Origin of the sequence: Photobacterium japonica (genome assembly GCF_050337005.1) — a bacterium.
Classification (GTDB): domain Bacteria; phylum Pseudomonadota; class Gammaproteobacteria; order Enterobacterales; family Vibrionaceae; genus Photobacterium; species Photobacterium japonica.
The window spans coordinates 17,910-33,520 of record NZ_JAKJSN010000012.1; the positions used below are offsets into that span (position 1 = coordinate 17,910).

Below are 15,611 nucleotides of genomic sequence, written 5' to 3' on the forward strand. Positions count from 1 at the left end.
TGGTCATAATGCGCGGACCGCAGCACCGGAAACTTAACCGAAATATACTACACATCAAGCGAAATTTGTCAATTAAAAAAATAAAAAAAATACTAGCCAATCGATTGCTCCCTACGTATAATTCTTTCGCAATATTTTATCCTTCTTTAAACCACTACTTGGTGTGAGATATTGCAATGTTACGAATCAAACAAGAAGCTTTGACTTTCGATGATGTCCTACTAGTCCCTGCCCATTCAACCGTACTGCCTAACACTGCCGATCTGCGCACCCGTCTGACGAAAGACATTACGCTAAACATCCCAATGGTGTCAGCGTCAATGGATACCGTGACAGAAGGTCGCCTTGCTATCGCCCTTGCACAAGAAGGCGGTATTGGCTTCATCCACAAAAACATGTCTATCGAACAACAAGCGAACGAAGTGCGCATGGTGAAAAAGTTCGAAGCGGGCGTGGTATCTGAACCTGTAACGGTAAAGCCTTACAACACGATTGAAGATGTAAAACGCCTCACGTTTGAAAACGGTTTTGCGGGCTACCCGGTTGTGTCTGACAACAACGAGCTTGTGGGTATTATCACAGGCCGTGATGTTCGCTTCGTGACAGACCTTTCTCAGAAAGTAGAACAAGTGATGACGCCAAAAGATAAATTGGCCTCAGCCAAAGAAGGCGCATCACGTGAAGAAGTTGAAGCCATCATGCAAGAGCACCGCGTAGAAAAAGTGCTGTTGGTGAACGACGACTTCCAACTTCGCGGCATGATCACCGCAAAAGACTTCCAAAAAGCAGAACGTAAACCAAATGCCTGTAAAGATGACCGTGGTCGTCTACGTGTGGGCGCTGCTGTCGGTGCGGGCGCAGGTAACGAAGAGCGCGTTGCTGCGCTGGTTGAAGCCGGTGTTGACGTGCTGCTTATCGACTCTTCTCATGGCCATTCTGAAGGTGTGCTACAACGCATTCGTGAAACCCGCGCGGCTTTCCCTGATCTACCGATCGTCGGTGGGAACGTGGCAACCGCTGAAGGTGCACGTGCCCTGATTGACGCGGGCGTAAGCACGGTGAAAGTGGGTATCGGCCCGGGTTCTATCTGTACGACACGTATCGTTACCGGTGTGGGTGTCCCTCAGGTAACAGCGATTGCAGAAGCGGCAGCCGTTGCTAACGAGTTCGGTATTCCTGTGATTGCCGATGGCGGTATCCGCTACTCTGGCGACATGTGTAAAGCCATTGCTGCCGGTGCCTCTTGCGTGATGGTTGGCTCTATGTTTGCAGGTACGGAAGAAGCGCCGGGTGAAGTCGAACTGTACCAAGGTCGTGCGTACAAGTCTTACCGTGGTATGGGCTCATTGGGTGCGATGTCTAAAGGCTCTTCTGACCGTTACTTCCAAACGGACAATGCGGCAGACAAACTGGTACCAGAAGGTATCGAAGGCCGCGTGGCTTATAAAGGTCTGATGAAAGAGATCGTGCACCAGCAGATGGGTGGCTTGCGTTCAAGCATGGGCCTAACCGGTTCTGCAACGATTGAAGATTTACGTACGAAAGCTGAATTTGTACGTATTACAGGTGCAGGCATGAGCGAGTCACACGTACACGATGTGACGATCACAAAAGAAGCGCCTAACTACCGTATGGGTTAATTTTCGACAGTCACTCACGAGACTGACGAAAACGTTTGCCTAAGCGGAAAACTTGTATAAGATCGGGGGCGTTTTAGTCGCCCCCCTCATTTCAATGATTTTTGAGAAAGTTCGATAATGACCACGACCACAAATATTCATGAACAACGTATTCTTATCCTAGATTTTGGTTCTCAGTACACGCAGCTGATTGCGCGTCGTATTCGTGAGATCGGTGTCTACTGTGAGCTTTGGAGCTGGGATGTGGATGAAGCGGATATCCGTGATTTCAATCCAAACGGTATTATCCTTTCAGGTGGTCCAGAAAGTGTGACAGAAGCCGGTTCACCGCGTGCACCACAGTATGTGTTTGAAGCGGGTGTTCCTGTCTTTGGTGTGTGCTACGGCATGCAGACCATGGCTGAGCAACTTGGCGGTAAAGTTGCCGGTTCAACTGAGCGTGAGTTTGGTTACGCACAAGTGAAAGTGGTTGAGCCAACGTCTTTCTTTGAAAACATTGAAGATGCAATCACCGAAGACGGCATCGCGATGCTGGATGTATGGATGAGCCACGGTGACAAAGTGGTTGAAATCCCTTCAGACTTCGTGAAAGTGGCAGAGACAGAAACCTGTCCTTACGCAGCGATGGCGAATGAAGAAAAGCGCTTCTACGGCGTCCAGTTCCACCCAGAAGTGACGCATACTCGCCAGGGTATGCGTATTATTGAAAACTTCGTATTGAACATCTGTGGCTGTGAAAAGCTATGGACGTCTGCCAACATCATTGAAGACGCCGTGGCGCGTATCAAAGAACAAGTGGGCGATGATGAAGTGATCCTTGGCCTGTCAGGCGGCGTGGATTCTTCTGTTGTTGCCATGTTGCTTCACCGTGCGATTGGCGACAAGCTAACGTGTGTATTCGTGGACAACGGTCTGCTACGTCTGAATGAAGGCGAGCAGGTGATGGACATGTTTGGTGATCACTTCGGTCTGAACATCGTTCACGTGAAAGCAGAAGATCGTTTCCTTTCTGCGCTAGCGGGCGTTGATGAGCCAGAAGCGAAGCGTAAGATCATTGGTCACGTCTTCGTTGATATCTTTGATGAAGAATCGAAGAAACTATCAAACGCGAAATGGTTGGCACAAGGTACGATCTACCCAGATGTGATCGAATCAGCGGCATCGAAAACCGGTAAAGCGCACGTGATCAAGTCTCACCATAACGTAGGCGGCTTGCCAGACGATATGGAAATGGGTTTGGTTGAACCATTGCGCGAACTGTTCAAAGATGAAGTGCGTAAGATTGGCCTTGAACTTGGCTTGCCTTACAACATGCTTTACCGCCACCCGTTCCCAGGTCCAGGCCTAGGTGTACGTGTACTGGGTGAAGTGAAAAAAGAATACTGTGATTTGCTACGTCGTGCCGATGCTATCTTCATTGAAGAGCTGCACAAAGCGGATCTTTACAACAAAGTTTCACAAGCATTTACCGTGTTCCTGCCAGTACGTTCAGTGGGCGTAATGGGCGATGGCCGTAAGTACGATTGGGTTGTCTCGCTACGCGCGGTAGAAACCATTGACTTCATGACCGCGCATTGGGCACACCTGCCTTACGAATTCTTGGGCAAGGTATCTAACCGCATTATCAACGAAGTAGATGGCATTTCTCGCGTGGTATACGACGTGTCAGGTAAGCCGCCTGCAACGATTGAGTGGGAATAATCTCAACAGCATAATCTTCTGTTAACAGACTGAACAAGGCGCCCGAGGGCGCCTTTTTTTTCGGCTACACTGTAGTAATCCTTGGGGGTGTGGGTGTTCGTTTTTTAGCATAATTGTCTGATGATTGGCTGCGTTGTCTTTGTATTGGCTGATTTTTGTGCGCGCTGCTGATATTTCATAGCTGTTATTGCGAATTGGTAAAAAGGTTTGTCTTTTGTTGGTTTGATGTTTCGTATTAATATTTACTTACAATATCTAGTGGTGCTTTTTTGTTATTAGTTAGAGGATCGTGCGTTTTTTGTTGTTCTTTTCATTACAATCTTTGCAAGTTTTTCTGTTTGTGAAAAATTGGATTGACTGGCGATAAAAGCAAAATAATACGCCGCAAATTGACAACATCACTAATCACCATGGAGTTCCCATGAGTAAGCAAGCTATAAATAAAGCGCCGGACACACCGCCGAGCGCAATGGATAAATTTCTAAACGCGATCGAACGTGCAGGTAATAAAATTCCCGATCCTGCATTACTGTTTTTCTGGGGTCTAATCATTGTTTGGGGCTTGTCGGCACTTTTCTCTCAGTTTGAGTTTGAACTGATCCACCCTGTTACCGGCACCGCAATCGAAGTTAAGAACCTGCTAACCGGTCAGTCATTGGCTGAATTCCTGGCTGGCATGGTGAAAACCTTCACTGGCTTTGCACCACTAGGTATCGTATTAGTTGCGATGCTCGGTGTTGGTGTGGCTGAAGCGTCAGGCTTCATCAACACCGGCCTGAAAAAAATGCTTAACGTCACACCAGCAAAACTGCTGACGCCGATGCTGATCCTTGTGGCTATCGTGTCACATACCGCAGCAGATGCCGGTTACGTACTGGTTATTCCACTGGGTGGTATCATCTTCCACGCCGCGGGTCGTCACCCTCTTGCCGGTATCGCGGCAGCGTTCGCCGGTGTATCTGGCGGTTTCTCTGCGAACTTTATCCCATCAGGTATCGATCCACTGTTGGCGGGCTTTACGGAGTCTGCCGCTCAGATCTTGGATAAAGACTACGTGGTTAACCCATTGTCTAATCTGTTCTTTACCGGTTTCTCTTCACTGCTTGTGATTTGTGTCGGTTGGTATGTGACTGAAAAGATCATCGAACCACGTTTGAAGAACGTGCCGATTGATGAAGACGCAGAAGAAGCACCAGATCTAGCATCGTTCACTGCCATTGAATCTAAAGCGTTCAACCGTGCGGGTATCGCGATGCTACTGGGTATCTTCGCGTTGGTTGCAGCGGTTTACCCTGAAACATCACCTTTGCGTTCGCCAGAAGGTCAGGTGACGGCGTTTACTGCGCCATTGATGCAGTCAATCGTACCGTTGATCTTCATTCTGTTCGTGATCCCGGGTGTGATCTACGGCCGCGTAGCGGGCACATTCAAGCAAAGCTCTGACATCATCAAAGCGATGTCAGCGACCATGGGTACCATGGGTGGCTATATCGTGATGTCGTTCTTCTGTGCGCAGTTCTTGGCAGCATTTACCCAGTCTAACTTGGGTACGCTGTTGGCACTGTCGGGTGCCGATTTGCTAAAAGCGATGAACCTGCCAGGTCAGATCACTATCGTGGGTATGATTTTGCTAACGGCAACGGTTAACCTATTGATTGGTTCTTCTTCTGCGAAGTGGGCACTGATTGGTCCTATCTTCGTACCAATGCTAATGGCGGTGGGTATCTCACCTGAATTGACGCAGGCGGCTTACCGTGTGGGTGACTCGGTGTCTAACATCGTATCGCCACTGATGGTGTTCTTCCCACTGGTTGTGGTTTACACCCAGCGTTACGTGAAGAGCTCTGGTATCGGTACCCTTGCATCCATGATGATGCCGTACTCGATTTCTCTGCTTATCTGCTGGACGGCGTTCCTATTGCTTTACTGGACAATCGGTATTCCTCTAGGTATTAGCGCACCGTACACCTACAGCATGTAATTTCGCTGATAGAAACAGAAAGCCCGCCAAATTGGCGGGCTTTTTTTATGTGCTTACAACTGTGATTGCGTCATCACGCGTGGCTTTTTAGGCCAAGTGTTGCGCGTGGAAACGCAGGTGATCATCAATGAAGCTCGATATGAAGTAATAGCTGTGATCAAACCCTTCTTGCATACGCAGCTCTAGTGGGTAATCGACCGCTTCCGCCGCCGCTTGCAACATTTCTGGCTTGAGCTGCTCCACCAAGAAATTGTCTTGATCGCCTTGATCCACCAACGCCGGTACCGGTTGTTGGTTTGTGCGCATCAACTCGCTGCTGTCATACGCTTGCCACGCGGCTTTGTCTTTTCCTAAGTAGCCAGTAAACGCTTTCTGTCCCCATGGGCAGTTCATCGGGTTACTGATTGGGCTAAACGCAGACACCGAGCAGTAACGCGCAGGATTACGCAGCGCAATCATCAACGCGCCGTGGCCGCCCATTGAGTGGCCGCTGATTGCGCGTTTGTCATTGACCGGGAAGTGCGCTTCAATCAAGGCGGGTAGCTCATTGACCACATAATCATACATGCGGTAGTGGCGGTTCCAAGGGGCTTGGGTTGCATTGACATAGAAACCGGCACCCAGTCCGAAATCGTACGCGCCATCAGGATCATCGGCCACGTCTTCACCACGCGGGCTGGTGTCAGGGGCAACAATCGCGATACCTAACTCTGCGGCCATGCGCTGGGCACCGGCTTTTTGCATGAAGTTTTCATCGGTGCATGTCAGGCCTGATAACCAGTAAAGGACAGGGACTTTTTCACCTTGAGCGATCTGCGGTGGCAGGTAGATTGCAAAGCGCATGTCACAACCCAAAGTCGCTGAGTGATGGGTATATTGTTTGTGCCAGCCACCAAAACTTTTGTTCCAGCTTACGTTATCAATCGTCATGTCGGTTCTCGTCAGCAAAGAGGCTGGACACACACGTGTCCAGCGTGGAAAGATTACTTGTTGTAGTGGATCACGGTACGAATGCTCTTGCCTTCGTGCATGAGGTCAAACGCGTCGTTAATGCTTTCCAGACCCATGGTGTGGGTAATGAAGTCATCCAGTTTGAATTCGCCCGCCATGTAGCGTTCTACGATTTCTGGTAGTTCAGAGCGGCCTTTTACGCCACCGAACGCAGAGCCACGCCATACACGGCCGGTTACCAACTGGAACGGACGGGTTGAAATTTCTTGGCCAGCACCGGCCACACCGATGATCACCGATTCCCCCCAGCCTTTGTGGCAGCACTCAAGGGCTGAGCGCATCACGTTGACGTTACCGATACATTCAAACGAGAAATCCACGCCGCCATCGGTCATTTCCACGATCACGTCCTGAATCGGCTTGTCGAACGTCATTGGGTTGATGCAGTCAGTCGCCCCCAACTCTTTCGCCAATTCAAATTTGCTTTCATTTATATCGACACCAATGATGCGGCTTGCGCCAGACATGGCAGCGCCAATAATCGCTGACAGGCCAATGCCGCCCAGACCAAAGATAGCCACTGTATCGCCTTTTTGTACTTTGGCAGTTTTCAGTACCGCACCCATACCCGTGGTCACGCCACAGCCCAATAGGCAGACTTCTTCCAGCGGGGCGTCTTTGTTCACTTTTGCCAGTGAAATTTCAGGCAGTACGGTGTACTCAGAGAACGTTGAACAGCCCATGTAGTGGTAAATCGGCTGGCCGTCTTTGTAGAACCGGGTGGTGCCGTCTGGCATTAAACCTTTACCTTGAGTTTCGCGGATTTTCTGGCACAGGTTGGTTTTACCTGACTTGCAGTATTTACACTCGCCACATTCTGGGGTGTAAAGGGGGATAACGTGATCGCCCACTTCGACACTGGTAACGCCTTCACCAATCATTTCAACGATACCGCCGCCTTCGTGGCCAAGAATCGCGGGGAAGATCCCTTCTGGATCATCACCAGACAGGGTAAACGCATCGGTATGGCAGACACCGGTGGCCACAATGCGGACCAACACTTCGCCTTTTCTTGGCAGCATGACATCTACTTCTTCAACAGACAGTGGTTGGTTTGGACCCCTGGCAATCGCCGCTTTTGATTTGATGAACTTATCAGACATTATTGTTATCTCTGCTATTGAGTGGGGTTGCCCCCAGCATGGTTGCCGACTGTCGCTTTAACAGTAGGTGAGAATACGTACGCTGGCAGCCAGAATCTGAAGGGCGCCATGTCGTTTTGATGGGTGTAGTATATTTGTTTCCCTAAAAATGATAATTCCCCTAGAATGCAAATAACTTTTACCAAATAGTAATAATGGTGTGTCATGTTTTTGTGGGAAGGGGTCAGTGAGTTTGTGGCCGTGGCTGAAGCGGAAAGTTTTACCGCGGCGGCGAAGCAGTTAGGGATCTCGACGGCGCAGGTCAGCCGTCAAGTCAGTGCGTTGGAAAATCGCCTCAATACCAAGTTGTTCTATCGCACCACGCGAAAAGTCGCGGTCACGGAAGAAGGCGGCATTTATTACCGCCATTGCCGCCAGTTACTGGATGGGTTAGCGGAAGCAGAACGTGCGATCAGTGATCGCCGAGGGACACCTCAGGGTAGCCTGAAGCTGACGGCCCCCGTGATGTACGGTGAACAATATGTGATGCCATTGATCAATGACTTCATTTTGCAGTACCCCGAACTGGACGTGGTGATGGAATTGAACAACCAGACCGTGGATTTGGTGGAAGGCGGCTTCGATTTGGCGATCCGTCTTGGGCGTTTAACCAACTCGACCATGATGGCGAAGAAGCTGACGACACGCGTGCAGTATGTGTGTGCTGCACCGAGTTATTTGGAAAAATACGGCCTGCCGCATTCCTTGTCGGAGCTGCGCCACCATAATTGCTTAGTGGGCAACTTTGATCACTGGCGTTTTCTGGAGGCCGGCCGTGAGCGCAGTGTGCGTGTCTCGGGTTCGCTACGGTGCAGCAGTGGTTACGCGTTGCGTGATGCCGCCTTGAAAGGCATCGGGGTGGTACAGTTGCCGGATTATTACGTGGCCGACGATCTGGCCAGTGGGGCACTGATCTCGATCCTTGAGCATCTGCAAGAGCCCGAAGAAGGGATCTGGGCGCTGTATCCGCATAACCGCCATTTGTCACCGAAAGTCCGCTTATTGGTGGATTTTTTGGCCGAAAAACTGCCAAACCAATCGTCGCTCACTACGCGCTAAGGTGGTCCACCCCCTTTGACAATATACCCAAGCAACTTGCCGTGACTTGGGTATAATTAGCGCCCGAATTTATCCCGAAGAAGAAAAGAGATCCCATGACCGATTTAACCCCACCGTTGACCGATGAGGATTACATGCGCCGTGCCATCGAACTGGCCGCCCGTGCTGAAGCCGAAGGGGAAGTACCGGTGGGGGCGGTGATCGTGCATGAAGGGCGTGTGATTGGGGAAGGATGGAACCGTTCTATTAACCAGCATGACGCGACCGCCCATGCGGAAATCATGGCATTACGTCAGGCCGGACAGGTGTTGCAAAACTACCGCCTGCTGGATGCGACCTTGTATGTCACGCTCGAGCCCTGCCCGATGTGTGCTGGGGCAATGGTGCACAGCCGAGTGGGTAAGGTGGTGTTTGGTGCGCATGATCTGAAAACCGGCGCCGCGGGCAGTATCATGAACTTGTTGAGCTATGAGCAGGTTAATCATCACGTGCAAATGGCATCGGGTGTGTTGGCGGAAGAATGCCGTGCACAGTTGCAGGCTTTTTTTAAACGCCGCCGGGCAGAAAAGAAGGCAGAGAAAAAGGCGCGCCAGCAAGCGCAGGCTATGAATGGTAATCCTACGGACAGCCACGGCGAGTAAGCCCTCGTGGTGCGAATACAAGCACAAAGGTCATCACAAAGATAAATACAAACACAAAGGGCGCATTCTCATGCGCCCTTTGTGTTTTTCTGTTCAGTATTAGTGGCTGCATGCCACCAGATAGCTGCGTTGGCGCCAAAGCACTTTTTTACGGATGTTGGCATGAAGGCGTTTACGGCGTGTGGCCGTTGTTGTCGTCATCCGTTTGTGTGTATTGAGTTTCGAACGTCGCATGGCGTGTATTTTTCTTCGCTGAGCACAGAGGAACGCTGACGGAATGTTGAGAACGAGACATCAGCAATATAGCGTACAGTATCTCTTATTCTGCGTGAGGGGACGGCGATAGTGATCACGAATCATTATTAACACCGTTATTAATTGAGCGTAGGTGTCTGAAATTTTGTGTTTTTATGAAGAAAGCACACAGCCAGCGAGAGGCTGGCTGTGTGGGTTAAAGAAGGGCGGGTGATCAGTTACTGACGGTTTTTGCGGGAGAGGCGGCAGGCAGCGTTGTGCTGCTTGCTTTGTCTTGTGCGTCACTGGCGTCGTCAGTCGCTTTCTCTGTGTCCTCGTTTGTTACGTTACTGTCGGCATCGGCCGTCAGTGTCGGCTGCGCTGCAGAGAGCACGGCTGGTGGTGGGGTAATGGTGTGTAAGCCATCCACCAATTCCACATCGTCTTGCTGTGGTTGCTGACTGTGTGTTTGCTCGTAGCCGATAATGCTCTGGTAGTAGCGACGAATATTCTCAACGTAGTTGAGTGCTTCATCACCTCGGGCATAACCGTAGCGGGTGTGTTGGTAATATTTACGCTGACGCAGTAGCGGCAGACGTTGTTTCACATCGCTCCACGCATCCGGGTTACCGCCTTGTGATTTGGTCAGGCGACGGGCATCCATCAAGTGACCAAAGCCGACGTTGTAAGAGGCCAAAGCAAACCACACTTTCTCATGGTCTTCCACACTGTCAGGAATACGGTTGATCATCTTACGCAGGTACTCTGAGCCCCCACGGATGCTCTGCTCCGGATCTAAACGGTTCTTCACCCCGACCGATTTTGCTGTCGGCAGGGTTAGCATCATCATGCCACGCACACCGGTCGGTGAAACGGCTTTCGGATTCCAATGCGATTCTTGATAAGACAGGGCGGCGATCAAACGCCAGTCGAACTCGTTGGCATACTTCTTAAACAGGGTTTCCCATTTTGGCAGTTTCCCTTCAATGGCACGCAAGAAGGCACGGGTGTCTACGTAGTCAAATTTGTCGACATGGCCGAAGTATTTCTCTTCCAGCTTGGCCAGCTCGCCGCTTTGTTGGATCTCACCAAAAAATTCAATGATCAGCGCATACAGGCTGTCATCGCTATTCTGGTTCACAAACCACGCAATGGGCTCGTCTTCGGTTAGCTCCAGCGCGGTGGTGATATCTGGGTGGATACGTTGATTCAGAGCAATCTCCACCGAATCCGCCATGGTGTAATCCAACTCGCCGTCAGCCACTTTACGCAGCAGCTCATCGCTGTCGGTTTCTTCTACCGTGGTCCACACCACGTTCGGGTGAGTCTTTTGCAGCGCAATCAGGGTTTTCTCATGGCTGGACCCTTTAACGACCGTTAAGGTACCTTTACTGCCATCAAGATCATCAATGTCGCGCGGGCGCCATTGGCCTTTTTTATACACCACTTTTTGGCTGGCGTAGTAATACGCCGGGGCGGCGCGAAATGCTGCCAGACGATCGGTGGTCATGGTCAGGCCTGAGGCCAGAATATCGACGTCATTACGTTGCAGGCTGGGGAACATGCCAGAAAGTGTAAACATGGTTTTCATTTCCAGTTTCACTCCCAGCTTGTCAGCGAATCGCTGGGCCAGTTCATAGTCCAATCCGGTCGGGCCTTCGCTGCCAATATAATAGGACAGTTGGTTATTCAGGGTACCGACCCGGAGCACGCCATCCTCTCGAATACGTTCGAGATCAGTGCGTGGCGCTTCCTGCCAACAGCCGTTCAGGAAGAACAGGCTTAGCACTAACGCAAAGATATGCCGGAAAGTGTGATGCTGACGAATTTTGCTCAACAAAGTATGCTCTTGATTATAGTAGGGGGTTCTTTATACCAAACGTGAGCCTTTACGCAAAGTTATCAGCAATGACTTCGTATACCGTGATGTGTGAAGAAAGGGACGCTTAGGGCTGAAAGCCGCGGGGATAGCGGGTGTTTTGTCAGGTTTACCGACAGGAATAAAAAAAATAACGCAAACGGTTGCGTCAAGAGTTACGTCACAAAAAAATTTCCTTTATACTATGCCACATCAAGAGTGCCTCGCCTCGGAAACTTCTGGGAAACGAGGTGACATTGACGTAATCATTCTCGTTATTGACGAGGAGATTAGGCCAATATCACCTTCATTCAACTGCTAATCGAGAGACGTACGCACATGGAAATTTTGCGTGGTTCACCCGCACTGTCTGAGTTTCGCATTAATAAGCTGCTAGAACGCTGCCGCGAATTGGAACTGCCTGTGTCAGGCATTTATGCAGAGTTCATGCACTTTGCTGATCTGTCTGCGCCGCTAGACGCGGAAGAGCAGGGCAAGCTTGCTAGCCTGCTGACTTACGGCCCTACGATTGCAGAGCATGAGCCATCAGGGCTCTTGCTACTGGTCACCCCTCGTCCGGGAACGATCTCTCCTTGGTCTTCAAAATCGACCGATATTGCCCATAACTGTGCCTTGTCACAGGTTCAACGTCTTGAGCGCGGTACGGCGTACTACGTGGATGTCGCTTCTCCGTTATCTGACGACCAATTGATTGCCCTGAAAGGCCTGCTGCACGATCGCATGATGGAAGTGGTGTTCACTGAACTCGATCACGCCCAAGCGTTGTTCCGCAAAGCAGAACCGGCACCGGTACAGAGTGTGGATATCCTTACCGGCGGTCGTGAAGCGCTTGAAAACGCAAACGTTACCCTGGGTTTGGCGTTAGCCGATGACGAAATTGATTATCTGGTTGAAAGCTTCACCAAGCTAGGGCGTAACCCGCACGACATCGAACTGATGATGTTTGCGCAGGCAAACTCTGAGCATTGCCGCCACAAGATCTTCAACGCTGATTGGACGATTGACGGCGTGGTGCAGGAAAAATCCCTGTTCAAGATGATCAAAAACACCTTTGAAAAGAACAGTGAATACGTCCTTTCTGCTTACAAAGATAACGCTGCTGTGATGGAAGGTTCTCACGTTGGTCGCTTCTTCCCGGATCCAGACTCACGTCAGTACACTTATCACCAAGAAGACACCCACATTCTGATGAAGGTGGAAACCCATAACCACCCAACGGCAATTTCGCCGTGGCCGGGTGCTTCGACCGGTTCAGGCGGTGAGATCCGTGATGAAGGCGCCACCGGTATTGGCGGCAAGCCAAAAGCGGGCTTGGTGGGTTTTAGCGTGTCTAACTTGCGTGTTCCGGGTTTTGAGCAGCCATGGGAAAGCGATTTCGGTAAGCCTGATCGCATCGTGAATGCGCTCGATATCATGTTGGAAGGCCCGCTAGGCGGCGCTGCGTTTAATAACGAATTTGGTCGTCCTAACCTATTGGGTTACTTCCGTACTTACGAAGAAAAAGTCAGCTCGCATAACGGCGAAGAGATCCGTGGTTACCACAAGCCAATCATGATTGCGGGTGGCTTGGGTAACATCCGTGCTGATCACGTTCAGAAAAAAGAAATTCCGGTCGGCGCCAAGCTGATTGTACTGGGTGGCCCAGCCATGAACATCGGTCTGGGTGGCGGTGCCGCTTCTTCGATGGCATCCGGTCAGTCGGCAGAAGATTTGGACTTTGCTTCTGTACAGCGTGAAAACCCAGAGATGGAACGCCGTTGTCAGGAAGTGATCGACCGTTGCTGGCAGATGGGTGACGACAACCCGATTGCCTTCATCCACGATGTGGGTGCGGGCGGTATCTCGAATGCCCTGCCAGAGTTGGTGGACGATGGCGAGCGTGGCGGTAAGTTCCAGCTGCGTGATGTACCGAATGATGAGCCGGGTATGAGCCCGCTTGAAATTTGGTGCAACGAATCACAAGAACGTTACGTGATGGCTGTCGCTGCCGAAAACATGGCGGTGTTTGATGCGATTTGTCAGCGCGAGCGTGCACCGTATGCCGTAGTGGGAGAAGCGACAGAAGAACGTCACCTGACGTTGGAAGACAGCCATTTCGACAATACCCCGATCGACATGCCAATGGACATCTTGCTGGGTAAAGCACCGAAGATGCACCGCGATGTGACCACGCAAGTGGCGCAAGGACAGGCGATTGATCGTACTGACATCGAAATTGAAGCTGCCACTCACCGTATTTTGCGTTTACCTGCGGTAGCAGAGAAAACCTTCTTGATCACCATCGGTGACCGCACGGTTACCGGTTTGGTGGCGCGCGATCAGATGGTCGGTCCTTGGCAGGTGCCAGTGGCAAACTGTGCCGTTACTGCGGCGAGTTACGACACCTACCACGGCGAGTCTATGTCGATGGGTGAACGTACGCCGGTTGCCTTGCTAGACTTTGCGGCCTCAGCCCGTCTTGCGGTTGGTGAAGCCATCACCAACATTGCGTGTTCTGACATCGGTGATTTGAAACGCATTAAGTTATCGGCAAACTGGATGTCACCAGCGGGTCACCCAGGTGAAGATGCAGGCTTGTACGAAGCGGTGAAAGCCGTGGGTGAAGAGCTGTGTCCGGCGCTAGGCTTGACCATTCCGGTGGGTAAAGATTCCATGTCGATGAAGACCCAGTGGGAAGAGAATGGCGAAGAGAAAACCGTGACGTCACCGTTGTCCTTGGTGATCACTGCGTTCGGTCGTGTGGAAGATGTGCGTAAAACCGTCACCCCACAGCTACGCACCGATAAAGGCGATTCGACCCTGCTGTTATTGGACTTGGGTTGCGGCCAGAACCGTTTGGGTGCGACTGCACTGGCACAGGTGTATAAGCAGTTGGGTGACAAGCCTGCGGATGTTGATAGCCCTGAGCTACTGAAAGGCTTCTTCAACGCGGTACAGGCTCTCGTCCGTGATGACAAACTACTGGCATACCATGACCGTGGTGACGGTGGTTTGTACGTGACATTGGCAGAAATGGCGTTTGCGGGTCACGCGGGTGTTGAAGTCGATTTGAACACCACCGAAGGCGATGCGTGTGACGATGTGCTTGCCACGCTGTTCAACGAAGAATTGGGTGCGGTGATTCAGGTTCGCACGGAAGACTTGGATACGGTGCTTTCTGTCTTAGCGGCCAACGGTTTGGATGCATGCAGTCATGTGATTGGTACCGTGATCGATGAAGACGTGGTGCGTATCTGGAATGGTAACGACCGTGTGCTGGAACAAAATCGTACAGAACTGCGTACGATTTGGGCAGAAACGACGTACCAGATGCAAGCGTTGCGTGATAACCCAGCAGGTGCGTTGCAAGAGTTTGACGCGAAGAAAGACAGCCAAGATCCGGGTCTGAATACCGCGCTGAGCTTCGATATTAACGAAGACATTGCCGCACCGTTCATTAACCTTGGCGCGAAACCGCAAATGGCGATCTTGCGTGAGCAAGGCGTTAACTCACACGTTGAGATGGCGGCCGCATTTGACCGTGCAGGCTTTGACGCGAAAGACGTGCACATGAGCGACATTTTGTCTGGCCGTGTGTCGCTAGATGGCTTCAATGGTCTGGTGGCCTGTGGTGGCTTCTCATACGGTGACGTATTGGGTGCCGGTGAAGGCTGGGCGAAGTCGGTGTTGTTTAACAACATCGCTCGCGATCAGTTTGCGCGTTTCTTCCAGAATAACGATACGTTCGCACTGGGTGTGTGTAACGGCTGTCAGATGATGTCGAACCTGCGCGATTTGATCCCTGGTGCCGATTTGTGGCCTCGTTTCGTGCGCAATGAATCGGAGCGTTTTGAAGCGCGCTTCAGCTTGGTCGAAGTGCAGCAGAGTGATTCGTTGTTCTTCAACGGCATGGCCGGTTCGCGTATGCCTATCGCCGTATCGCACGGTGAAGGCCGTGTGGAAGTGCGCAATGGCGACCACTTGGCAGCGATTGAGCAATCAGGCACGGTGGCACTGCGTTATCTGGATAACCGTGGCAATGTTACACAGAATTACCCAGCGAACCCGAACGGCTCCCCGAACGGGATCACCGGTCTGACAACGCAAGACGGTCGTGTGACGATCATGATGCCGCACCCAGAGCGCGTGTTCCGCACCGTGGCGAACTCGTGGCACCCGGATGACTGGAAAGAAGATAGCCCATGGATGCGCATGTTCCGTAACGCGCGCGTTAACATCGGCTAACTGACGCGTCGCTAACGACGGGTTGGCTAGGTAATGAAACCGCTCTTCGGAGCGGTTTTTTTCGTTGATAGCCCGCAAAATAGCAGGTGACATTCCCAT

General features: G+C 51.2%; 9 protein-coding genes. 6 read left to right on the plus strand and 3 right to left on the minus strand.

The window, feature by feature from the left end; translation table 11 throughout:
- Nucleotides 1-176: 176 nt before the first annotated feature.
- The 3 genes from guaB to L4C36_RS04445 all read left to right on the plus strand — a co-directional run bounded on the left by guaB (nt 177) and on the right by L4C36_RS04445 (nt 5,322).
- The gene (gene guaB, locus L4C36_RS04435; protein ID WP_428476583.1) at nt 177-1,640 is read left to right on the plus strand and encodes an IMP dehydrogenase; all 1,464 of its coding nucleotides are present in this window, start codon (nt 177-179) and stop codon (nt 1,638-1,640) included.
- A gap of 117 nt (nt 1,641-1,757) precedes the next feature.
- Nucleotides 1,758-3,341 (plus strand): glutamine-hydrolyzing GMP synthase, encoded by a 1,584-nt coding sequence (gene guaA, locus L4C36_RS04440; protein WP_428476584.1) that lies wholly within the window; start codon nt 1,758-1,760, stop codon nt 3,339-3,341.
- Nucleotides 3,342-3,762: 421 nt separating this feature from the next.
- The gene (locus L4C36_RS04445) at nt 3,763-5,322 is read left to right on the plus strand and encodes an AbgT family transporter (protein ID WP_428476585.1); all 1,560 of its coding nucleotides are present in this window, start codon (nt 3,763-3,765) and stop codon (nt 5,320-5,322) included.
- 87 nt (nt 5,323-5,409) lie between these two features.
- On the opposite strand, the gene fghA is transcribed toward L4C36_RS04445, so the two are convergent.
- A complete protein-coding gene (gene fghA, locus L4C36_RS04450; RefSeq protein WP_428476586.1) occupies nt 5,410-6,252 on the minus strand; it encodes an S-formylglutathione hydrolase in 843 nt (280 codons plus the stop codon).
- A gap of 53 nt (nt 6,253-6,305) precedes the next feature.
- Complete coding sequence (locus L4C36_RS04455; protein ID WP_428476587.1) at nt 6,306-7,436, minus strand: S-(hydroxymethyl)glutathione dehydrogenase/class III alcohol dehydrogenase; 1,131 nt, start codon at nt 7,434-7,436, stop codon at nt 6,306-6,308.
- Nucleotides 7,437-7,640: 204 nt separating this feature from the next.
- On the opposite strand from L4C36_RS04455, the gene L4C36_RS04460 reads away from it, so the two are divergent.
- Nucleotides 7,641-8,534 carry a LysR family transcriptional regulator gene (locus L4C36_RS04460; RefSeq protein WP_428476588.1) on the plus strand — a complete coding sequence of 298 codons (894 nt, stop codon included), beginning with the start codon at nt 7,641-7,643 and terminating at the stop codon, nt 8,532-8,534.
- Between the two features lie 95 nt (nt 8,535-8,629).
- Nucleotides 8,630-9,175 (plus strand): tRNA adenosine(34) deaminase TadA, encoded by a 546-nt coding sequence (gene tadA / locus L4C36_RS04465; RefSeq protein WP_428476589.1) that lies wholly within the window; start codon nt 8,630-8,632, stop codon nt 9,173-9,175.
- A 469-nt stretch (nt 9,176-9,644) separates the two neighbouring features.
- Here the strand turns inward: tadA and mltF are convergent, their stop codons facing one another.
- Nucleotides 9,645-11,246 carry a membrane-bound lytic murein transglycosylase MltF gene (gene mltF, locus L4C36_RS04470; protein ID WP_428476701.1) on the minus strand — a complete coding sequence of 534 codons (1,602 nt, stop codon included), beginning with the start codon at nt 11,244-11,246 and terminating at the stop codon, nt 9,645-9,647.
- Nucleotides 11,247-11,606: 360 nt separating this feature from the next.
- Between mltF and purL the strand changes: the two genes are divergently transcribed.
- A complete protein-coding gene (gene purL, locus L4C36_RS04475; RefSeq protein WP_428476590.1) occupies nt 11,607-15,512 on the plus strand; it encodes a phosphoribosylformylglycinamidine synthase in 3,906 nt (1,301 codons plus the stop codon).
- Nucleotides 15,513-15,611 lie beyond the last annotated feature (99 nt).